The organism is Streptomyces sp. NPDC005483, from assembly GCF_040606035.1.
Lineage (GTDB): Bacteria > Actinomycetota > Actinomycetes > Streptomycetales > Streptomycetaceae > Streptomyces.
This window is the reverse complement of record NZ_JBEXEA010000004.1, coordinates 19,782-39,495: the sequence shown is the minus strand read 5'-3', so window position 1 is coordinate 39,495 and position 19,714 is coordinate 19,782. Positions and strand designations below refer to the sequence as shown.

At 69.3% G+C, this 19,714-nt stretch carries 19 protein-coding genes and 3 pseudogenes; 8 read left to right on the top strand and 14 right to left on the bottom strand.

The window, feature by feature from the left end:
- Window positions 1-775: 775 nt before the first annotated feature.
- Together ABZT06_RS09175 and ABZT06_RS09170 are read left to right on the top strand one after the other, a co-directional pair.
- Window positions 776-1,510 carry a GntR family transcriptional regulator gene (locus tag ABZT06_RS09175; RefSeq protein WP_355737183.1) on the top strand — a complete coding sequence of 245 codons (735 nt, stop codon included), beginning with the start codon at window positions 776-778 and terminating at the stop codon, window positions 1,508-1,510.
- Between the two features lie 61 nt (window positions 1,511-1,571).
- Window positions 1,572-3,041, top strand: a complete 1,470-nt coding sequence (locus ABZT06_RS09170; RefSeq protein WP_355737180.1) for an APC family permease — start codon at window positions 1,572-1,574, stop codon at window positions 3,039-3,041.
- 144 nt (window positions 3,042-3,185) lie between these two features.
- Here the strand turns inward: ABZT06_RS09170 and ABZT06_RS09165 are convergent.
- Window positions 3,186-3,370, bottom strand: a pseudogene (locus tag ABZT06_RS09165) (VapC toxin family PIN domain ribonuclease); the annotation flags it as partial.
- On the opposite strand from ABZT06_RS09165, the gene ABZT06_RS09160 reads away from it, so the two are divergent.
- Window positions 3,349-3,735: an esterase-like activity of phytase family protein gene (locus ABZT06_RS09160; protein ID WP_355737177.1), complete on the top strand. Its 387-nt coding sequence runs from the start codon at window positions 3,349-3,351 to the stop codon at window positions 3,733-3,735. The pseudogene ABZT06_RS09165 and the gene ABZT06_RS09160 overlap by 22 nt on opposite strands.
- Window positions 3,736-3,875: 140 nt before the next feature.
- Here the strand turns inward: ABZT06_RS09160 and urtE are convergent, their stop codons facing one another.
- The 5 genes from urtE to urtA all read right to left on the bottom strand — a co-directional run bounded on the left by urtE (window position 3,876) and on the right by urtA (window position 8,746).
- Window positions 3,876-4,568 (bottom strand): urea ABC transporter ATP-binding subunit UrtE, encoded by a 693-nt coding sequence (urtE, locus tag ABZT06_RS09155; protein WP_355737174.1) that lies wholly within the window; start codon window positions 4,566-4,568, stop codon window positions 3,876-3,878.
- Window positions 4,569-4,573: 5 nt separating this feature from the next.
- Window positions 4,574-5,374, bottom strand: a complete 801-nt coding sequence (urtD, locus tag ABZT06_RS09150) for an urea ABC transporter ATP-binding protein UrtD (protein ID WP_355737171.1) — start codon at window positions 5,372-5,374, stop codon at window positions 4,574-4,576.
- The gene (urtC, locus tag ABZT06_RS09145) at window positions 5,371-6,504 is read right to left on the bottom strand and encodes an urea ABC transporter permease subunit UrtC (RefSeq protein ID WP_355737168.1); all 1,134 of its coding nucleotides are present in this window, start codon (window positions 6,502-6,504) and stop codon (window positions 5,371-5,373) included. Before urtC ends, urtD begins: the two co-directional genes overlap by 4 nt.
- On the bottom strand, window positions 6,501-7,385 hold the full coding sequence (gene urtB / locus ABZT06_RS09140; protein ID WP_037717241.1) for an urea ABC transporter permease subunit UrtB: 885 nt from the start codon (window positions 7,383-7,385) through the stop codon (window positions 6,501-6,503). Before urtB ends, urtC begins: the two co-directional genes overlap by 4 nt.
- Before the next feature lie 107 nt (window positions 7,386-7,492).
- Window positions 7,493-8,746 (bottom strand): urea ABC transporter substrate-binding protein, encoded by a 1,254-nt coding sequence (gene urtA / locus ABZT06_RS09135; RefSeq protein WP_355737163.1) that lies wholly within the window; start codon window positions 8,744-8,746, stop codon window positions 7,493-7,495.
- Window positions 8,747-9,147: 401 nt separating this feature from the next.
- On the opposite strand from urtA, the gene ABZT06_RS09130 reads away from it, so the two are divergent.
- Entirely contained in the window at window positions 9,148-9,645 is a 498-nt protein-coding gene (locus ABZT06_RS09130) for a MarR family transcriptional regulator (RefSeq protein WP_355737160.1), read from the top strand.
- Here the strand turns inward: ABZT06_RS09130 and ABZT06_RS09125 are convergent.
- Both ABZT06_RS09125 and ABZT06_RS09120 read right to left on the bottom strand, forming a co-directional pair.
- Entirely contained in the window at window positions 9,602-10,720 is a 1,119-nt protein-coding gene (locus ABZT06_RS09125) for a substrate-binding domain-containing protein (RefSeq protein WP_355737157.1), read from the bottom strand. The two genes, ABZT06_RS09130 and ABZT06_RS09125, sit on opposite strands and share 44 nt — an antisense overlap.
- A 406-nt stretch (window positions 10,721-11,126) precedes the next feature.
- A pseudogene (locus tag ABZT06_RS09120) lies at window positions 11,127-11,360 on the bottom strand (HoxN/HupN/NixA family nickel/cobalt transporter); the annotation flags it as partial.
- Here ABZT06_RS09120 and ABZT06_RS09115 point away from each other — a divergent pair.
- Window positions 11,350-11,433: pseudogene (locus tag ABZT06_RS09115) on the top strand (ABC transporter permease); the annotation flags it as partial. The pseudogenes ABZT06_RS09120 and ABZT06_RS09115 overlap by 11 nt on opposite strands.
- 44 nt (window positions 11,434-11,477) lie before the next feature.
- On the opposite strand, the gene ABZT06_RS09110 reads toward ABZT06_RS09115, so the two are convergent.
- Entirely contained in the window at window positions 11,478-12,470 is a 993-nt protein-coding gene (locus tag ABZT06_RS09110; RefSeq protein ID WP_355737155.1) for an aldo/keto reductase, read from the bottom strand.
- A gap of 122 nt (window positions 12,471-12,592) precedes the next feature.
- Here ABZT06_RS09110 and ABZT06_RS09105 point away from each other — a divergent pair, with 122 nt between their 5' ends.
- Together ABZT06_RS09105 and ABZT06_RS09100 are read left to right on the top strand one after the other, a co-directional pair.
- Window positions 12,593-13,213: a TetR family transcriptional regulator gene (locus ABZT06_RS09105; protein WP_355737153.1), complete on the top strand. Its 621-nt coding sequence runs from the start codon at window positions 12,593-12,595 to the stop codon at window positions 13,211-13,213.
- A gap of 369 nt (window positions 13,214-13,582) precedes the next feature.
- Entirely contained in the window at window positions 13,583-13,792 is a 210-nt protein-coding gene (locus ABZT06_RS09100; RefSeq protein WP_355737151.1) for a hypothetical protein, read from the top strand.
- 381 nt (window positions 13,793-14,173) lie between these two features.
- Here the strand turns inward: ABZT06_RS09100 and ABZT06_RS09095 are convergent, their stop codons facing one another.
- On the bottom strand, window positions 14,174-14,797 hold the full coding sequence (locus ABZT06_RS09095; RefSeq protein ID WP_355737149.1) for an NAD(P)-binding domain-containing protein: 624 nt from the start codon (window positions 14,795-14,797) through the stop codon (window positions 14,174-14,176).
- A 33-nt stretch (window positions 14,798-14,830) separates the two neighbouring features.
- The gene (locus ABZT06_RS09090; RefSeq protein ID WP_355737147.1) at window positions 14,831-15,565 is read right to left on the bottom strand and encodes an SDR family oxidoreductase; all 735 of its coding nucleotides are present in this window, start codon (window positions 15,563-15,565) and stop codon (window positions 14,831-14,833) included.
- Between the two features lie 142 nt (window positions 15,566-15,707).
- Here ABZT06_RS09090 and ABZT06_RS09085 point away from each other — a divergent pair, with 142 nt between their 5' ends.
- Window positions 15,708-16,319, top strand: coding sequence for a helix-turn-helix domain-containing protein (locus ABZT06_RS09085; protein ID WP_355737144.1), 612 nt, complete (start codon window positions 15,708-15,710; stop codon window positions 16,317-16,319).
- Between the two features lie 1,071 nt (window positions 16,320-17,390).
- Here ABZT06_RS09085 and ABZT06_RS09080 read toward each other — a convergent pair.
- The 3 genes from ABZT06_RS09080 to ABZT06_RS09070 all read right to left on the bottom strand — a co-directional run bounded on the left by ABZT06_RS09080 (window position 17,391) and on the right by ABZT06_RS09070 (window position 18,861).
- Window positions 17,391-17,729: a hypothetical protein gene (locus tag ABZT06_RS09080; RefSeq protein ID WP_355737141.1), complete on the bottom strand. Its 339-nt coding sequence runs from the start codon at window positions 17,727-17,729 to the stop codon at window positions 17,391-17,393.
- A gap of 494 nt (window positions 17,730-18,223) precedes the next feature.
- A complete protein-coding gene (locus ABZT06_RS09075) occupies window positions 18,224-18,622 on the bottom strand; it encodes a PIN domain-containing protein (protein ID WP_355737139.1) in 399 nt (132 codons plus the stop codon).
- Complete coding sequence (locus ABZT06_RS09070; RefSeq protein ID WP_355737136.1) at window positions 18,610-18,861, bottom strand: type II toxin-antitoxin system Phd/YefM family antitoxin; 252 nt, start codon at window positions 18,859-18,861, stop codon at window positions 18,610-18,612. Before ABZT06_RS09070 ends, ABZT06_RS09075 begins: the two co-directional genes overlap by 13 nt.
- Window positions 18,862-19,714: the final 853 nt, after the last annotated feature.

The window sequence follows — 19,714 nt, the reverse complement described above, 5'->3', positions numbered from 1 at the left end:
GTGGCCGCATGGATTCCGCCGGGCGGGGCGTGCGAGTGTGCCGGGTCAGGGGCGGGTCCGGGTCGGGGGTGGCGATCACGGTCGCGGGGAGGGCATGGTGGATCACGGCCGCCGACCGGGGTCTGCTGCTTAGGTCGCCCGGTGACGCTCAGGAAAATAGTTCACGGCGATCAAAAAAAACAAGGGTGTCGTCGGTGGGCCGACGGTCTCCGCACGCCGCCCCACGGGGCGCCGGCGCCTCCCGGACGACCGCTCCCGCCCCCGTCGACGTACCCCTCGAAGGCGCCCAGCGAGACGTGAATCCCCTGCTCAGGGACATGGTCACCCGGTCGCCCACCCGGACCTCTCCGCCGCTCCCGAACCGGCCGCCGCTAGGTCTTGTTTAACTGTTCACCTTGCTCTAATTTTTCCTGCATCGCGGCCCGCCGCCCCCGGCGCGACCCCCGCGCCGTGCCGTGGCCCGGCTGTTCCGGGCTGCTGCGGACGAACCCTGCTCCGACGTTCCCCGCCCCTGGGAGCCCCTGTGCACCACACCGTGACACCGTCGCGGGAACCACCGGCGACCCGCGTCGATCACCCCGGGCCCCTGCGGGACCGCGCCCCGGTGGGGCGGACGGCGAGGAGCCGGCGCGGGACCTCGGCCGGGCCGGGACCGCCCCCGGGACACGGGGTCCGGTTCGGCCGGCCGATGTCACGGGCAGGGCCCCGGCCCGACGCGCCGGACCGCTTCCGTCGCGAGCCGCGGCCGCGTTCAGCAGGCCGTTAGGGTGGCGTCGTGGTGAATGCAGCGGGCAAGTTCGGGCCTTACAACCAGCCAGGCCCGGCTCGGACGACACCGGTCACCGACGTGGGACACGCCCGCGCCCTGCCCGGCGCGGGCCAGAGCGGATCCGATCTCGTCCGGTCGAGGATCGCGCTGCGGGTACGCCTGCGTTCCGTGCAGCCGGGTGACCGGCTTCCGGATGCCGGGGTCCTCGCCGAGGAACTGGGGATCAGCGAGATCACCGTGCGGCGCGCGCTGGAGGGCATGTGCCAGGACGGCCTGCTCGACCGTCGGCGCGGACGGGCGGGCGGAACCTTCGTCGCGCGGGACTGGGACACCGTAGTCGCCGTGATGCACGACGCCGAGGAGGCGGCTTCACTGGACGCCTTCCACCTGCTGCTCGAATGCGGCCTCGTGGCGCACGGTTCGGGAGAGGTCCCGGCCGAGCGGCTGGAGGGGCTTGGGACGCTGGTCGAGGAGATGGAACTGACCCACGACCCGGCACGCCTGGCCGAGTTGGAGGCCCGCTTCCACCTGGACCTCGCGGAGACGCTCGGCGGCGCCGGAATGCGCGAGTTCGCCGCCGATCTGCTCGGCCGGCTCTGCCTGCTGCTGCCCGCGCCGCACCCCGAGGTCGTGCGGGCCCAGAACCACTGCCACGCCGAACTGCTCACCGAACTGGGCCGGGGGGCGACCGATCCGGCCGTGCAGGCGGTGAAGGCGCACCAGCGTTCCCGGCACCGCTGACGCCCGGTCCGTCCGTCGAGGACCAGCACTGACCACGCCCCACGCACAAGGAGTTGCCGCCATGCCCCACCCCGGAGCAGGCCCGCTGTCCCCGCCGGGTCCCGTCGGCGACGCGCCCCAGCGGCTGCGGGGCGGCGTCCTCGGCATGGCGGACATCGCCGCCGCCACGATGGCCAACGTCGGCCCGGCCATGAGCTTCTTCTTCGGTTTCGCCTTCCTGGCCACCACCGCGGGCGTGGCCTCACCGCTGACCATCGTCGCCGCGGGCATCGCGGTCGCGCTGCTCGGCAACACGCTCGCGGAGTTCTCCCGGGCGCACCCCTCGGCGGGCAGCTTCACGACCTTCGTGGGCAAGACCTTCGGACCCGTCAGCGCGGTGACCACCGCGCTGCTGGCGGGGCTGGGCTACATCATCGCGATGGCCTCCGTCATCGCCATCTCCGGCGGGTTCGTGCAGATCACCCTGCACCACTACACCGGCGTGGACCTGCCGTGGATTCTCTGGACGCTGCTGCTCACCGGGCTGGCGGTGGTGTTGATGCTGCGCGGGATCGTGGTGTCCACCAAGTGGGCCGGCTACTTCTTCGGGGTGGAGATGCTGGTCCTGGCCGTGGTCTCGGTGGCGGCGCTCGTGGAACACCGCGGCTCCCTCTCCCTCGGTCCGTTCCTGCCCAGCCACATCAGCCACGGCTTCAGGGGGCTCGCGGCGGGCTTCCCCTTGGCGGTGTACCTGTTCGTCGGCTGGGAGAACTCGGCCGCGCTCGCCGAGGAGACGGAGAACCCACGGCGCAACGTCGGCCGCGCGGTGTTCTCCTCCATCGCGATCATGACGGTGAGCTACGTCGTCTTCGCCTACGCGACGGTCACCGGCTTCGGCTACGACGTGCACAGGCTCGGGGCCTCCCCGATCCCCTTCGTCGAGGTGGCCCGGCACACCCTCGGCACGCTGGCGTTCCTCGCCTATCTGGGCGGCCTGACCTCCACGCTCGGCGTGCTGATCGCCGGCATCAACTCCCAGGCCCGCCTGGTGTTCAACGCCGGACGCGAGGGGCTGCTCCCGTCCTTCTTCGGCTACGTGCACCCCACCCGCCGTACGCCGAACAACGCGATCGTCACCTTCGCCGTCACCGCGCTGCTGATCATCGGCGGCTGGGGCCTGGGGCACCTGCTGGGCTCCGGCGGCGGCTCGATGGATCCGGTGGTCTTCTTCACCGAGTCCTCGACCCTCGGCACCATCCTGATCCTGCTGGTCTATCTCGCCTCCAACATCGCCCTGCCGCTGTACTACCGCAGATACCGGCCGCAGGAGTTCCGGGTGGTACGGCACCTGGTGCTGCCCGCACTCGGCACGCTGGCCATCCTGGTCCCGCTGTACTACCTCGCCAAGCCGGGCCAGCCCACGCCGTACAACTGGTTCCCCTACGCGGCACTGGCCGCCCTGGTCGCCGCCGTCGGCTACGCGGCCCTCCTGGTCCGCCGCGACCCGACTCTGGCCGACCGCATCGGTTCCGTGGTCGCCGACGCGGACTGACCGCGGTCCGCGGAACTCGGTATGAGCAGATGCTCGCTCGGCCGGTCGCCGCGGTGTGGGCCTGGTCGAGAGACCGACAAGCAGGCCGGCGCCCGGAGTTCAGGGCCGTACGTCCCGTTGCTGAACTTCCGCTGTCCCGGGGCCGACCCAACGCCAGACGTTCTTCGGAACGGGAGAGAGATGGCACAGTGCGTCCAACTCCTCCGCGAGTTCGTCCCGGTGGGACGGCCCGGTTGCCGAGTGGAGGAACTCGGCGCGTGTCGGCTCGCAGAGGTGGAACACCCCGGCGCGATGTGCCCCTCCCAGGGTGACAGCGCTCCGGGGGCCACGGCGTCGAACCGGGCCGGGCCGGCCGTGTCGACCGCGTCGCCGCCGAACGTACCGCCGCGCCTCGATCTACGCCGACAACAACCGGAAGGCCCGTATCCACCTCGTCGACCTGCCCGGCGCCACCGACGTTCTCGGCCGCGACTCCCTCACCGATCCGTCCGCGCGGCCCGGCCGGCCGGTCCGCAAGACCCTCATGACCGACCTGTCCGACGTACCCGGACTGCCCCGGGTCGACAACGTCGAGGGCATCACCCTCGGCCCCCGCCTCCCCGACGGGCGCCGCACCGTCGTCCTGGTCTCCGACGACAACTTCGCCGCACGCCAGGTGACCCAGTTCATCGCCTTCGCGACCCACGGGATCTGAAGTACCGGTCCCCGGTTCGCGCCCCACCGGGCGGACCCCGATCCCACCGGCCCCAGCGCATCCCGGCGGCCGGTGCGCGCAGGGCCCTCGACGGGGACCGGGTTCTCACCGTCGAGGGCCGCACGTTCACCGGCCGGGACTCACACGCTGAGCGCGGCGCGTACCGTCTGCTCGGCGCCCGTGCCACCCTCGCCCGAGGACGTCACCCGGCCCGCTTCCAGGACGTAGTACTGCTGCGCGGCCCGCATGGCGAAGCCGACGTGCTGCTCCACGAGGAGAACCGACAGGCCGCCGCGCCGGGTCAGGGCGAGGATCGTCTCCTCGATCTCGGCGACGACGGAAGGCTGGATGCCCTCGGTCGGTTCGTCGAGCAGGAGCAGCCTCGGCCGGGTGATCAGGGCGCGGGCGATGGCGAGTTGCTGCCGCTGCCCGCCGGAGAGCAGACCGGCGCGGCGGCCGGACAGTTCACGCAGGGCGGGGAAGAGGTCCAGGGCCTCGGCGGTCGCCTCCTTGCCGTCGGGGCGTCCGTCGGCGACGAGTTGGAGGTTCTCGGCGGTGGTCAGATGCGGGAAGGACTGCTGGCCCTGGGGGACGTACGCCATACCGCGGGCCACGCGCTGGTGCGGGGCGAGGCGCGTGATGTCCTCGCCATCCAGCAGGACGGCGCCGCTCTTCGGCTTGAGCAGGCCCATGGCGACCCGCAGGAGGGTGCTCTTTCCGGCGCCATTGTGGCCCAGAACGGCGGCGACCGCGTCCTTCGGAACCGAGACCGTGACGCCGTGCAGCACAGTGGTGCGGTCGTAACCGGCCTGTACGGAACTGATCTCCAGCATGCGTCTCACGCCTCCTCGGCGACGGCGGCAGGGGCGGCGGGTGTCGATCCCGGTTCGGTTTCGGCTTCGGGTTCGGAGGCGCGTCCGAGGTAGACCTCCTGGACCTTGGCGTCGGCCTGGACCTCGGCGACCGTGCCCTCGCTGAGCACCTTGCCGGCGTGCAGGACGCTGACACTGCGGGCGAAGGAGCGCATGAAGTCCATGTCGTGCTCGATGACGACGACCGTGTGGTCCTCGCTCACCCGCTGCAACAGCTCGCCGGTGGCCTCCCGTTCCTCGTGGCTCATGCCGGCCACCGGCTCGTCGAGCAGGAGCAGCTTCACGTCCTGGACGAGCAGCATGCCGATCTCCAGCCACTGCTTCTGCCCGTGGGCGAGCACGCCCGCGGGGCGGTCGCGCAGCTCGGTCAGGCCCGTCGTCTCCAACGCTTTCGCGACCGGCTCGGGGATGTCCTTGCGGCGGCGCAGCATCGTCCACACGCCCCGCCCGGCGCCCGCCGCGATGTCGAGGTTCTGCAGCACGGTCAGTTCCTCGAAGATGCTGGCCGTCTGGAACGTACGGCCGATGCCCAGGCGGGCGATCTTCTGCACGGGCTTGCCCAGCAGGTCCTGGCCGCCGAAGCGGACCGACCCGGTGGCCTTCACCAGACCGGTGACCGCGTCGACCAGCGTGGTCTTGCCCGCGCCGTTCGGGCCGATGAGGAAGCGCAGGTCGCCGGGGCGGATGTCCAGGTCGACGCCGTCGACGGCGGTGAACCCGTCGAACGTCACCCGTAGGTCGCGGACGGTCAGTCCCTCGCCGCTCATGCTGTCTCCCCAGAGGTACGGGATCGGGTGGCGCCGCCGGTGCGGCGCTTGCGCAGGACGACGCCCAGGGAGGCCAGGCCGCCGGGGAGGAAGCCGACCGCCAGCACGAAGAGCAGTCCCTGGAGGTAGGTCCATGCGGCGGGGAACTCGTCGGACAGCGTGCTCTGCGCCCAGGCCACGGCGATCGCGCCGAGCACCGCTCCCACCAGGGACGCCCGCCCGCCGACCGCCGCGCCGATGACGAAGCCGATGGAGGGCACGATGCCGATCAGGGCCGGGGAGATGATCCCGACGGCCGGGACGAAGAGGGCTCCCGCGAGGCCCGCCATGCCGGCCGCGACGACGTACGCGACGAGCTTGATGTTCGCCGGGTTGTAGCCGAGGAAGCGCACCCGTTCCTCGGAGTCCCGTACGGCGACGAGGAGTTCGCCGTAGCGGCTGACGAACAGCTGGCGGGCGAGGGCCATCAGCAGGAGCAGCACGGCGGCGATGATGAAGTACACCATCCGCTGGTTGACCGGGTCGTCGAGCGAGTAGCCGAAGAAGCCCTGGATGTCGGTGAGGCCGTTGGTGCCGCCCGTGGTCGCCTGCTGGCCGACCAGCCAGATGGAGAGGGCGGCGGCGAGTGCCTGGCTGAGGATCGCGAAGTAGGCGCCCTTCACCCTGCGTTGGAAGACGAAGAAGCCGAGGACGGCGGCGACCGCCATGGGCAGCAGCACGGTCATGGCGAGCGCGAAGCCGGGGTTGGCGAAGGGCTTCCACCACCAGGGCAGCGCGTCGCCGGTGCCGTACAGCTGCATGAAGTCCGGCAGCTTCTCGCCGGTGGCGGCGGCGTCGGTGAGTTTGAGGTGCATGGCCATGGCGTAGCCGCCGAGGCCGAAGAAGACGCCCTGTCCGAGCACCATGAGGCCGCCTCGGCCCCAGGCCAGGCTGACGCCGACGGCCACGATCGCGTAGCACAGGTACTTCGCGAGGAGGGAGAGGCGGAAGTCGGAGAGGGCGAGCGGGGCGATGCCGAGCAGGAGCACGGCACCGAGGGCGAAGCCCGCGGGCACGCGGAAGCGGTTCAGCAAGGGCGTGGAGGGCGGGGCCAGGGTGTCGGGGGGCGTGGTCGTGGTCGTGGTCGTCATGCCAGGCTCCGGGTGCGCAGTGTGTACAGGCCCTGGGGTCGCCACTGGAGGAAGGCGACGATCGCCACCAGCACCACGACCTTGGCGACGCTGACGGTGGTCGAGTACTCCAGCACGGACTGCAGCACGCCCAGCGCGAACGCCGTGATGACGGCCCCCTTCAGCTGTCCGATGCCACCGACGACCACGACCAGGAAGGCGTCGACGATGTAGTTGGTGCCCATCGTCGGGCCGATCGGCCCGACCAGGGTGAGCGCGACCCCGGCCACGCCGGCCAGGCCGGAGCCGATGAAGAAGGTGATCCGGTCGACCTGTCCGGTGGCGATGCCGGAGACCTCGGCGAGGTCGCGGTTCTGCACGACGGCCCGGATACGGCGGCCCAGCGGGGTGAATCGCAGGACGAGGGTCAGGCCGAGGACGCAGAGGAGCGCCAGGCCCAGGATGAACAGGCGGTTGTTGGCGAAGGTGACCGAGCCTGCCGAGATGTTGCCGGTGAGGATGTCGGGTGCGGCCGTCTGCACGTTGGGGGCGCCGAAGACGTCCCGGGCCAGCTGCTGGAGCATCAGCGAGACGCCCCAGGTGACCAGCAGGGTGTCCAGCGGGCGCGTGTAGAGCCGCCGGATGAGCAGCCATTCAAGGAGCGCGCCCATGGCTCCCGCGACCAGGAACGCGAGCGGCAGGGCGACGAGGAGGGAGACCCCGGCGCTGCTGATGGACTTCTGCAGGACGTACGTCGTGTAGGCGCCGGCCATGATGAACTCGCCGTGCGCCATGTTGATCACGCCCATCTGACCGAACGTCAGGGTCAGGCCGAGCGCGATGAGAAGCAGGACGGCACCGATGCTGATGCCGGTGAAGGACTGGTTGAGGACGACCGTCATGAAGCGGCTCCGGGTCGGGTACGGACGTGCGGGCTTGCGGCGTGCGGGCTCGCCATGGGCGTGACCCGGCCCCGTGACGGAGCCGGGTCGATCCCATGGGGCGTGGCTCAGGACAGGCCGGAGGCCCAGGAGTAGCCCTTGAGGTACGGGTCCGGCTTGATCGGCTTGCCCGAGTTCCAGACCTCCTCGATCAGGCCGTCGGAGCCGACCTTGCCGATGCGGGCCGTCTTGTAGACGTGCTGGGTGGCGCCGTCGACGGTGACCTTGCCCTCGGGGGCGTCGAAGACGATGCCGTCGGAGGCCGCCTTCACCTTGGCGACGTCGAAGGAGCCGGCCTTCTCGACCATCGCCTTCCAGAGGTAGACGGAGATGTAGGCGGCCTCCATCGGGTCGGAGGTCGGCTTGTCCTTGCCGTACGCCGCCTGGTAGGCCGCGACGAACTTCTTGTTCGCGGCGCCCGGTGTGGTCTCGTAGTAGTTCCAGGCCGTCAACTGGCCATCCAGGTACTGCGTTCCGATGCTCTTGACCTCCTCCTCGGCGATCGAGACGGAGAGCACCGGCAGGCTCTTGGCGGTGAGGCCCGCGGACTTGTACTCCTTGAAGAAGGCCACGTTGCTGTCACCGTTGAGGGTGTTGAACACCGCGTCGGCGCCGGAGCCCTTGACCTTGTTGACGATGGTGCTGAACTCGGTGGAGCCGAGCGGCGCGTAGTCCTCGCCGACCACCGTCAGGCCCTTGGCCTTCGCGTACGCCTTGATGATCTTGTTGGCGGTGCGCGGGAACACGTAGTCGCTGCCGACCAGGTACAGCTTGGTCAGGCCCTGCTTCTTCAGGTAGTCGAGGGCGGGCACGATCTGCTGGTTGGTGGTGGCGCCGATGTAGAAGATGTACGGCGACTCCTCCAGGCCCTCGTACTGAACGGGGTAGAAGAGCAGCGACTTGTACCGCTCGAAGACCGGCTTGACGGCCTTGCGGCTGGCCGAGGTCCAGCAGCCGAAGGTGGCCGCGACCTTGTCGTCCGTGATGAGGGCCTCGGCCTTCTCGGCGAACGTCGGCCAGTCGGAGGCGCCGTCCTGGCTGATGGGCTTGAGCTTCTTGCCCAGAACACCCCCGGAGGCGTTGATCTCCTTGATGGCGAGCAGCAGCGAGTTGTGGACCGTGACCTCGCTGATGGCCATGGTGCCCGAAAGCGAGTTGAGCAGACCGACCTTGACCGTGCTGCCGGACGTGTCCGCCGTGGCGCCGGAGCCCGACGTCGTCTCGGTGCCGGTCTTGGCGCCACAGGCGCTGAGGGCGGCGGACGCGCCGGCGGCCGATATGCCGGCCAGAAGACCGCGTCTGCTGATGCTGAGCCCGGACATGCACAACCTCCTTGCCCCGAAGGGCGAAGCGAAAAGAGCGGAGTGTCTCGAAAGAGCCGTGGGAGGGAAGGGGAGGGACACGCTTCAGAAGCGGCGGCGTTGGCGCACGGGTTCCCCAGCCGTTCCGGGGTGGCGTCCGGGCTGGTCGCTGAAGTGCGACCACAGCCTGCGAGGAGACTGTTTCCGGTGCGTTTCACGGCAATTGAAGAATGGTTTCCAGTGGAAGCAAAATCGCGAGTAAAACAAAAATGCCCCCGCTGGAGATGCGCGGTTGACGGCATCACGGCGACGGCAATTAATGCTTCCTGCGGAAAGGATCAGTTTCTCGGTTTCCCTTGTCAAGGGCCCAGTGATCACAGGTAGGCTCGGACACAGGCCGACAGCACGAGCGGAGGAGCACGATGGCGAGGCAGCCCCAGGAACTGCTCTACCTGCTGACCCGTGCCGAACGCCTCACCGTGCGCCGAGTGCAGTCCGTACTGGACGAGTTCGACTGTTCGGTCGAGGCGTGGCGGGTGCTCGACCTGCTGTCCGACGGGCAGGGGCACAACATGACGGCCCTCGCCGACCATGCCTTCCTGCCGGCCCCGAGCCTCACCAAGCTGGTCGACCAACTCGTCGACCAGAACTGGGTTTACCGCCGCGTCGACCCCACGGACCGGCGTCGGGTGCTGGCCCACCTCACTCCGCGAGGCATGCAGCGGTGGCAGTTGCTGGTCCGTGAAGTACGGGCCGACTGGGGGGCCTTGGAGCATTCGCTCCCCGGCGAGGAGCTGGACGAATTGCTCGCACGGCTGGCCGGGGCCCTGGAAGGCCCGGGCACCTCGGGCCGGGGCGCCACGGTCCCTGGCGGCGTCACACCAGGTCGTGCGGAGCGCGGAGTTGGGCGAGGACGTTGAAGTCGAGCCCGTCCGCCTCCGCGAGGTAGATGCGCTGGCGCACATGCCGGTCGCGGAGGCGGAGCAGGCCGCGCGGCCCTTCGTAGGAGACGGTCTCGGCGGCGGCGGAGATCGCGGCCACGTCCAGGGTGCGGGCCCGCTCGATGAGTGAGGCGAGCAGCAGCACACCCTCGTAACAGGATTCGCCGAGGCTTCCGGGGGCCGGAGCCTCGATACCGAAGCGGTCTGCGTACTGGCCGTGGAAGTCCAGGGTGTCCTGGTTCGCCAGCGAGGCGAAGAATCCGGCCGTGCTGAAGAGGTCACCGGTCGCCTCCGGACCGCTGGCCATCAGCATGTTCTCGTCCATCAGCGTGCTCAGCCTGAGGCACCGCTGGTCGAGGCCGGAGGCGGCGAAGGCCCGGTTGAAGCGGACCGCGTCGCTGCCGACCAGCAGCATCAGCACGCCGTCCGCGTCCGCGTGCTCGATGCGCCGCAGCACGTCACGGAAGTCCTCGGCGCCCAGCGGGAGATACGCCTCACCGCAGACCCGCCCACCCCCACACGCTCGCGCGTAACGGCGGGCGGCCCGGGCGGTGCGCCGGGGCCAGACGTAGTTGTTGCCGACGACGAACCATCGGCGCACCCGCCGTGTCTCGGCCAGCAGCCGCATGGCGGGCAGCAGCTGCCAGTCGGGCGTCTCACTGGTCATGAAGACACCGTCGGTGCGCTCCCCGCCTTCGTACAGGGCGGTGTAGACGTACGGCACCAGGTGCGCGATGCGCGGCGCCACCGCCTGCCGGACCGAGGAGATGTGCCAGCCGGTCACCCCGTGCACCACACCGGTCGCCACCAGGGCCTCGACCTCCTCGGCGACCTTCCGCGGGTCGGCGCCGCCGTCGACCTCCAGCAGCCGGAGCTCCTTGCCGAGCACACCGCCGGCCTTGTTGATCTCCTCGGCGGCCAGCCGCGCGCACGCCTCACAGGCGGGACCGAAGATCCCGGCAGGCCCCTGCATCGGGTACACGAGCGCGACGTTCAGGGCCGAGTCGTCGGCCGTGAACCACTCGGGGGCGTGGAGGCTGAGCGGCCGCTGCATGGCCACATGATTGCCGGGCGCCCGTCAGCGCCCAAGCATTGGCCGGGATCGAGACCGATTTGTAGGCATGGGGGGGCAGGCCCACTGCGCGGGAGGAGCACGAGGCGGCGTCCGAGGACGGACGAGTCGTAAGACGCGCCCCGCGTCCGGGAAACAGTCTCGCCTGCGGGTCCGGCTTCTCCAGTCGGCGACCACGCCGGTCGTGGCGTCGTAGCCGAACAGGAAGTCCACGGTGGGTACGCAGCGGGAGCGGTGTTCGCCCTGACGGGTCTGGCGGTGCCTCTCGTCGTCCGCTGGACACAAGACCACCGCCAACACGACCGGAACCGGCCTGAGCCGCAGCGCGAGGCACCAGCCGCCTGATCAACTCCCGCAGGCTTTCGGCACCTTGCTCGGCCGTGGCGGGCTGTGCCAGGCCCGCCGTCCACTTCTCCTCTATCCGGCCGACCTTCCACACCACCAGGGCCACCGCCCACATGACGAAGAACAGCCCGACGATGACGTATCCGATGATGTTCAGGTCCAGGCCGGACACCCGGTCCCAGAAAGCGCCGTGCAGATTCGCCTTCTCCGCGATCAGGCCCAGTAGTTCGACCGTGCCGATGATGAGCGCGACGGCGACGGACAGGCCGGTGATCGTGTCGGTCGGGCTCACGCACTGGCTGTCCACCGCGCGGATGGTGCGCCCCGAGGTGATGTCGCTGCGCTCCCGGCTTGGCCGACGGGCCCGGCGTTGCATGCGCGTGTGTCGGCGCGGTCAGTCTGTGGTGAAGCTGGACAGCATCGCAGCGGGGTAACGGCTGCCTGCCGAGCCGTGGGGAAGGATCTCCGTGATGCGGGCCAGATCGGCTGCGGAGAGCTGGACGTCGACGGCGCCGGCGTTCTCCTCGAGGCGCTTGGTGCTGCGGGTGCCGGGAATGGGTGCGACGTCCTCGCCCTGGGCGAGCAGCCAGGCCAGCGCGAGCTGGGCGGTGGTGATGCCCTTGGTGTCGGCCAGGTTCTTGAGCTGTTCGATGGCGTGCAGGTTGTACGTGTAGTTCTCGCCCTGCCAGCGCTCGTCCCAGCTGCGCATGTCGTCCGCGGGGTATTCGCCGGCGGGCTTGATCTGGCCGGCGAGGAAACCGCGGCCGAGCGGGGAGTAGGGCACCAGGCCGATGCCGAGTTCCCGCAGCACGGGAAGGATCTTCTCCTCCACCTCCCGCTCGAAGAGCGAGTACTCGTACTGGAGCACGGAGACCGGGGTGACGGCGTGGGCGCGGCGGATGTACTGGGGGCCGACGTTGCTCAGGCCGAAGTACTTCACCTTGCCCTCGGCGATCAGTTCGCCGACCACGCCGGCGACCTCCTCGACCGGAACGTCGGGGTCGGAGATGTGCTGGTAGAAGAGGTCGATGTGGTCGCTCTGCAGGTAGCGCAGGCTGTTCTCGGCGACCTGGCGGATGTTTTCCGGGCGGCTGTTGTAGCCGGGGCTGTGCAGCGGGGCGGTCATGTCGAAGCCGAACTTGGTGGCGAGGACCACCTCGTCGCGGAAGTCCTTGACCGCCTTGCCCAGGAGGATCTCGTTGCTGCCGGTGCCGGCGCCGTACAGCTCGGCGGTGTCGAAGAGGTCGATCCCGAGTTCGTGGGCGCGGCGGATGGTCGCGATGCCCTCGTCGTCGTTCGAGGCGCCGTAGGCCATCGACATGCCCATGATTCCCAGGCCGAGCGCCGAGACGCGCAGACCCTGAGAGCCCAGATTGCGGTGCTGCATGAGTTCACTCCTCAGTGGTTCGCCGGCTTCACCCCAGAGGCCAAACCGAACTGTTCCGTTTGACTCTACGCGCCGATCGGCCAGATGCCAAACCAAATAGTTCGGTGCTCTATCCTGGGGCCATGTCCCCGTCCCGCGACTCCGGCCAGCCAGCAGCGCCCGCCCTCGCCGGCGACACCACGCGCGAGCGCATCCTCACCGCTGCCATGGAGGAGTTCGCCCGCCACGGCATCGCCGGCGCCCGCGTGGACCGCATCGCCAAACTCGCCAGGACGAGCAAGGAACGCGTCTACGCCTACTTCCGCGGCAAAGACGCGCTCTACGCCGACGTCGCCGCACGGGAGCACGCCGTCATCGCCGAGGCCACCCAGCTGGACCCGTCCGACCTGCCTGGCTACGCGGGCCGCCTGTTCGACTACTTCGTCGCCCGCCCGGACCACCACCGCCTGATCACCTGGGGCCGCCTCGAACTGCTGGGCACCACGGCCGCTGCCGACGAGCACTCCCAGGCATTGATCGCCCGCAAGATCGACCAGCTCCGCCAGGCGCAGCAGGCCGGACAGCTCGACCCCGCCTGGGACCCCGCCGACATCCTCGCCCTGGTCAACCAGATCGCCACGACCTGGGCGGCACAACCCGAACTCAGCGAGGCCGCCGCCGCACACGCCGTGGACCCCACCACCGCCGCCCGCCGCGCCGCGGTGGTGACCGCTGTCGAGCGGCTTTTCCCCCGAGCGCGCTGAGGCCCCGGGCCGACGGCAGCCCTGCCCGAACCTTCCCCGAACGGCGCCCTCCGCCCTTGCCCCTCACCTCTGCCTACGGGCCCGCAGAGCGGCCCACTGGCGTAGCCGCTCGGCGATCTGGGCCATGCGAGTCCCGTGTGGTGCCTGTCGATGTGTTCCTGTCCTTGTGGCCCCTCAATGCCCCGCCATGCCCCTCAGGGCCCTTGCCGGGGACGCTACAAGAGCAGCAGCCGCGTACGGCCCAGTTCGGCCGCTGTCGTTCTCGCCGCGCGGACGTCCGCCGCCGATCCCGCGCGACGCCGGCGACCGCACCCTGCCACTCGACATCAAGGGACGGCTGTTCCAGCGCCGCCGCCGACTGCCGAGTACGTGGCGATCGAGGGCGCCCGGGCCGCCGTGGACTTACGCGGAGAGGCCAACGACGCGCTGCCGCCCATCCTGGCCGAGGAGCCGTTCAGGCGCTCGACCACATGCTCCGCGAGAACGGCGATCCTGGAACGCAGGTCCCGGCAGGCGGCGAAGCCGCTTGAGCGGGGCGGGCAGGCGCCCGGGATCGAGACGCGTGAGCTGATCTACTGAGACGCGTGAGCTGATCTACTGAGACGCGTGAGCTGATCTACACCAATCCCAAGGGCACGGCCATGCGGCGCGTGGTCCACCCGGGGAACTATCGGTGCTCGCAGTTGGTCGCCCAGTCGGCGCACGCCTGGACCGCCCAGCGCCGGGCTACGGCCTTGACGAACAGCCAGACTCATACGCGCGTGATCGGGCTGCTTGCCGAGTTCAGCGACGACCGTCTGGCGGCCCGGGGGGGGCTGGACGCGGCCCGAGCACGGCTGGAGGCCGGTCATCGACCCGAGGGAAGTGATCTTCGCCCTCGAGAAGGACGTGCAGGACCGCTCCCCCACCGACTCGCCACGGGCTCACTTGGCGAGTCTTCTGTGACCCGTCAACGTCTGATCAGACGGAAAGTTCGGTGATGCTGAGGGCGAAGTCCAGGTTCCCCACCCCGTTGTTGGCGAGGCCCACTGTGACCACGCCCGCCCCTTCCAGCCAGTGCGCCATTTTCAGGCCGCCGACGTCCAGCGGGCGCAGCCCGAGGCTCTCGATGAACGCCTCCACACCTGCCTTGGCCTGCGCATTGTCGCCGGCGATGAAGACGTCGGGCCGGCCCTTCTCCAGGACTTGACGGAAGACGGTGTTGAACGCCTTCACCACGCTGGCGCCGGCCGGGGCCGCCTTGGCGACTTCCTGCGCGATCGAGGTCTCCTCGCGGTGGGCCAGACCGTCGAAGGTGGAGTTGAAGGGGTTGCTGATGTCGACGACGACCTTGCCCGCGAGAGCGTCTCCGTACTGGGTGACGGCCGGCACGACACCGTTGTGCAACAGGGCCACGATGACGATGTCCCCGGCCGGGGCGGTGCCCCATTCTCCGGTCGTGGCGCTGTCGCCCAGAGACTTGGCCAGGTCGGCGGCCTTGGACTGATCGCGGCCCATGACCTCGACGGTGTTGCCGCCCGCTATCGCCCGCGCGCCGATGGTGCGGGCCATGTTCCCGGTGCCGATGATGCTGATGCTGCTCACGATGTGTCCTGTCCTGGTTGTGGGTTGTTCGGTTCAGATGGCGGTGGTGCCGCCGTCGGCGACGAGTTCCATGCCGTTGACGTAGCTGGAGTCGTCGGATGCGAGAAAGAGGGCGGCGGTGGCGATTTCGTCGGGGCGGCCCATCCGGCCGCGGGGGATGAGGGACTCGAACTGGCGCTTGGTGGCCTCGTCGAAGAGTTCTTCCTGCTTGGCGGTGGCGACCTGGCCGGGGGTCAGGACGTTGACGCGGATGTGGCGGTCCTTGAGCTCGTTGAGCCAGATGCGGGCCCATGCCTGCTGGACGGCCTTGCTGCCGGCATAGACGCTCCAGCCGGGGAAGGCGCCGAGGGAGGCGTTGGAGCCGGTCATGAAGATGGAGCCGCCGTCGTTGAAGAGCGGGAGGGCCTTCTGGACGGTGAACAGGGTGCCGCGGGCATTGAGCCCGAACCACGTGTCGAACTGGGCCTCGGTGATCTCGCCGAGCGGAGCGGGCTCGCCCCCACCGGCGCTGGCCCACAGCACGTCGAGGCTGCCCTTCTCCCGCTTGACGATGTCGTACAGGCGGTCCAGGTCGTCCAGGTCGGCGGCGTCGCCCTGGACGCCGGTGACGTTACGGCCGATCTGCTTCACGGCCTCGTCCAGGGCGTCCTGGCGGCGGCCGGTGATGAAGACGTGCGCTCCCTCGTCGACGAACAGCTTCGCGCCGGCCAGCGCCATGCCGGTGGTGCCGCCAGTGATGACCGCGACCTTGCCGTCAAGCTTTCCCATGGTTGCTCCCTGAGGTCTGTGGTGCTGCGCACACCTGGGGTGACGGGGTTATGTACACCGCCCTGTGTGCTTACCGTACGGAGCGGGCGGCCGGGACGCAACTATGTACACCGGTCGTTACCCAACGAGGTAGCATGGACCCATGACGGAGTTGGAGAAGGGCCCCACGGGCCGCCGCCGCGGCCGGGGCGCCCGCGAACGCATCCTCAGCGCGTCCCAGCAGCTGTTCCGCGAGCAGGGCATCAACCGCACCGGCATGGACCAGCTCTGCGCGGCGGCCGAGGTGTCCAAACGCACGGCCTACCAGCACTTCACCGGCAAGGACGAACTCGTCGCCGAGTACCTGCGCCGGTTCGACCCCTCCGTTCTGTCCGGCGTGTTCGACCGCACCGACCTCACGCCCCGCGAACGGCTCCTCGCCGCCTTCGACATCCCCCCCACCACCCCCCTGTGCCCCTACATCGCCGCCGCCGTCGAACTCCACGACCCCCAGCACCCCGCATCCCAGTACGCGCGCGACTACAAGAAGGCCGTCGCCGCGCGGCTCGCCGACACCGCCCGCGAAGCCGGCGCCGCCGACCCCGAACAACTCGGCGAGCAACTCGCGCTGCTCATCGACGGCGCCGCGGCCCGCACCCGGGTCCTCAACGCCGACGCCTTCCCCACCGCCGCCGCCATCGCCGCCGTCCTCATCGACAGCGCCATCCCCGCCACAGCCGGCGATGACCGGCGAGGGGAGGAAGTGTCAAGTTGACGTGACACTCCGCGGCCGGGCTGGACGCGCGGCCGCTCGCGCGGCTGCACCCACCGGTACGCGACACCAGCCGCCCGGCACCCGGCCCGGATCTGCCGGCTTTCCCGGAACTGGCCGCCCGCCTGCCTACTGAAGGCCGCAGCCGAAGCCGCCGGGGAGGGCGGCGACCCCCGAAGACGTCAGGAGTTCATGGGCCGTCATCTTGGCCCAGGGCGCTGACGCACCGCCGTTTCGAACAGACGGCTGATCACATAAGTCCGTGCGCGGTGGCTCATGAACTCGTACGCAGTTGGGAGCCGGAGACTTGCCTCCCCGTCATCCACTCCACCGCGGCGCTCTCCTCGCGGGGCAGCACGGCGTTGACTTCTGGACCGAGCCAGCTGAACCACCACTCACGCTGATCATCAGCGAGCGGCTCATCTGGGCCATGGCGGCCCGAAACGAAGGCCGACAGGCGGGCAGCCAACACGTCCGGCTGAACCCGTCGGCGATCAGCCGACTTGAGCCGCGTCCGCAGCACGTACTCGCAGGCGGTCTCAGGTGCTTCGGGGCCTCTCGGACAACTGCCGGCCGAAGAACGGAACCGGCTCAGAGGTCGGCCACAACAGCACCACTCCGTCAGGCCATTTCACTCTCGGGAGCACGATGAGCGAGGGGGCGGCCGCACTGCTCAAGCGTGCCTTGAGACGAGATCGCCTCCCCGCTGCCACATCTCATTTTGGGACTCGAACCCACGGCCGACGGATCATGAGTCCTTTGAGGATCTCGGCGCCCCTTGTCGATCAATGCTCGTGCTGGCCGTTTTCCCAGGTCAGAAGCAGTTTGGCGTCTCAATCCTTCTAGGCCCTTGTCAGTCTTTTCCGATCCTTGTGTCCAACCTGCGTCCAGAACGCGTCCTGGAAGGAGGCGTTAGGCCGACACAGCGGCCGTCCTCCCAGATCGGCAACAACTCCCGGAATGCGAGCTGCGGATTTCCCTTCCAATGCGTAGAGGCTCCGCCCCGGCAGTCGGGGAGGAGCCTCAGCAGCCGTCTCCGTGACGGGACGTCCTCGAACCAGGCCCAACGGACTTTCATGCGGTTGCCGGGCTCCCGTCTCCGTCGGACTCCGGTGCTGCGCCGGCAACTTCCTGACCGGCCAGGTCGGGTTGGTCGGCAACCCAGCTCAGCAGCATCCTGAGGCTCTCAGCCGTTGGTGAGCCGGGCTGCGGCAGGTAGGTGAGCAGTGCGCGATCGGGGCGGGCGGGCACGGTGAGCATGTGGTAGTCGAACTCGAGCGAGCCGACAACCGGGTGCACGATACGGGTGACGCCCAGCCGCTTCTCCCGGACGTCGCCGGTCGCCCACAGCCGCCGAAACGGCTCGCTGCGGATGGCCAGCTCACCGACCAGTTGGGCTGGGCGGTGAGTCATCAGGCTTGGCATTCCTCGGCCCCGGCCCCCGCTTCGATCGTCTGCTCGTTCTGGACAACGGAGTGGTCCCGCGAGAGGTTTTGGCAGCTGGACGAGCTACGAGACATTCCACGCCCTGGACGCCAGGCCCGACCTCGGCGGCTACTCCGCTCGCATTCGCGCCGGGACGCGACCGCGGAGCTGTACGAGCGATCAAGTGGGCTGCTTCATGCCACTGGGCCTCACTTGCAGAAGATCCACCGGCATGATCCGGGCTCGCACCCTGCCCTGCAGCGATGAGCTGAGCGTTTCCGGATCGGTGGGGTATGCGTTCCGGAGCGATCTCCTGGCCACCCGCCGACCTGCGGCGACGGAGTTTTCTACAAGTCCCGCTACGTCGTAGATCCTCCAAGAAGAAGGAATCGTCCTCGTGACCTGGCTCACATAATTCGCGCGTATCAGGCTTGCGGACCGCCATTCCTGCCCGATGTTCCTTGGTCGCCGCCTAATGCCTGTCACACCTGACGTACCCGAACACCGGGAAGGTCGTCGAAGCGGGCCCGCTTGTCGTAGGTGACCACGGTGCGCGCGGTGGTCAGCGCGGTGGCCGCGATGATCAGGTCGTGGGCACCTCGGGGCTGGCCGGCCCTGCGAACATGCGCGAGCAGCCGCGCGTGCGCGCGGGCCACGTCCACGGTGTACTCCTCGACCGGGATGGTGGCGAGGACGGTGTCGACGAAGGACTGGCGGGCGACCCGGTTGGTGTCGTCCGCCAGTTCCACCCCCTGGAGCAGTTCCGCCGCCGTGATGGCGGCGATCGCCGGATCGTCGTCGTCGGCCAGGGCCTGGTCGAGGGAGACCTTCCGGCGCTCGATCGCGATCAGCACGCCGGTGTCAAGGATCAGTCGCTCCACGGATCGTCCAGCGTCAGCAGATCACGGGTGGCCGTCACATCGTCCTCGAAGGTGTCATCAAGGGTGCCGACGTGCCGCAGGAGAGCGTCCTTCACCGCCCGTCCCGTGGCCTTGGGCGCGGGAGCGAGCACAGCCAGACGCTTGCCTCCGCGGGTGATCACGATGGTTTCCCCGCGTTCCGCGCTGTCCAGCACGGAGGCGAAGTTCCGTGATGCTTCGGTAGCGGTCATCGTCTTCATGACCTGATTTTCTCAGAGAATCTGATACCCGACAAGACATGTGGAGGACATCAGGCATGATCTGACACCACAGGTTTCTCCGCCCTTGCCATTCCCTTCCGATCCTTGTGTCCGACGGCATCCCGAGCACGGCGCCGTTCTGCGTTCTTCCGGGCAGCCGCACTCGCCGCCTTCGCCCTCGGGACCGCCGCCGGCGACCTCACCGCCACTGTCGGCTTCGGCTACCCGGGGGTCCGTCGCCCTCTTCGCGGCTTCCTTGCCCCTGCTTCGGCACCCTGGGCGCGATTTCGGCTTTCTGGACATCGCTCGCCGACTGGATGGCGCTCCCCACGCCGCGGCGGCCGCGCTTTCGGCCTGGCGCCGGTCACCCTCGCCTGGAGGGCAGCATCGGATTCGTCGGCTACCTGGCCATGCCCCAACGCGACGGGGGCGCATGCGCCGCGGCATGAAGCAAGTCCGCGCTGGGCCGTTTCCTGTACGGGCCGTTATCCCGACACACGCCTCGGCCACAGCCCCTCGCACGGACCGCCGCACCCACACGCCACCCACGGGGCAGAAGGCCGACCCGAAGATCACCAGACGAATCGGGCGGCCAGCCCCTCGAAAACGTCGGCTACGAAGGCGTGCCCAACGCCCAAGCCATGACATCAGAGCAGGCCAGAGCGATTCTGACTAGCTCCTACGTCCCCAGAGTTGAAGTCACGAGCAGCGGATTCCGTCTCGTTGCCCCAAAGTCCTGGATTCGCACCCCTGATGAGACGTTTCCCCAGGTCACAGGCGTGCACAGTGGGGCGGGTGGGACTCGAACCCACGGCCGACGGATTATGAGTCCTTTGAGGATCTTGGCGACCCT

What these genes read in the sequence shown, in the direction of transcription:
- urtE (WP_355737174.1), bottom strand. Translation starts at nt 4,568, where the DNA reads ATGCTGGAGATCAGTTCCGTACAGGCCGGTTACGACCGCACCACTGTG.
- ABZT06_RS09110 (WP_355737155.1), bottom strand. Translation starts at nt 12,470, where the DNA reads ATGCAGCACCGCAATCTGGGCTCTCAGGGTCTGCGCGTCTCGGCGCTC.
- ABZT06_RS09125 (WP_355737157.1), bottom strand. Translation starts at nt 10,720, where the DNA reads ATGCAGCGGCCGCTCAGCCTCCACGCCCCCGAGTGGTTCACGGCCGAC.
- urtC (WP_355737168.1), bottom strand. Translation starts at nt 6,504, where the DNA reads ATGACGACCACGACCACGACCACGCCCCCCGACACCCTGGCCCCGCCC.
- ABZT06_RS09090 (WP_355737147.1), bottom strand. Translation starts at nt 15,565, where the DNA reads ATGGGAAAGCTTGACGGCAAGGTCGCGGTCATCACTGGCGGCACCACC.
- ABZT06_RS09080 (WP_355737141.1), bottom strand. Translation starts at nt 17,729, where the DNA reads ATGACTCACCGCCCAGCCCAACTGGTCGGTGAGCTGGCCATCCGCAGC.
- urtD (WP_355737171.1), bottom strand. Translation starts at nt 5,374, where the DNA reads ATGAGCGGCGAGGGACTGACCGTCCGCGACCTACGGGTGACGTTCGAC.
- ABZT06_RS09105 (WP_355737153.1), top strand. Translation starts at nt 12,593, where the DNA reads ATGTCCCCGTCCCGCGACTCCGGCCAGCCAGCAGCGCCCGCCCTCGCC.
- urtB (WP_037717241.1), bottom strand. Translation starts at nt 7,385, where the DNA reads ATGACGGTCGTCCTCAACCAGTCCTTCACCGGCATCAGCATCGGTGCC.
- ABZT06_RS09085 (WP_355737144.1), top strand. Translation starts at nt 15,708, where the DNA reads ATGACGGAGTTGGAGAAGGGCCCCACGGGCCGCCGCCGCGGCCGGGGC.
- ABZT06_RS09070 (WP_355737136.1), bottom strand. Translation starts at nt 18,861, where the DNA reads ATGAAGACGATGACCGCTACCGAAGCATCACGGAACTTCGCCTCCGTG.
- ABZT06_RS09170 (WP_355737180.1), top strand. Translation starts at nt 1,572, where the DNA reads ATGCCCCACCCCGGAGCAGGCCCGCTGTCCCCGCCGGGTCCCGTCGGC.
- urtA (WP_355737163.1), bottom strand. Translation starts at nt 8,746, where the DNA reads ATGTCCGGGCTCAGCATCAGCAGACGCGGTCTTCTGGCCGGCATATCG.
- ABZT06_RS09130 (WP_355737160.1), top strand. Translation starts at nt 9,148, where the DNA reads ATGGCGAGGCAGCCCCAGGAACTGCTCTACCTGCTGACCCGTGCCGAA.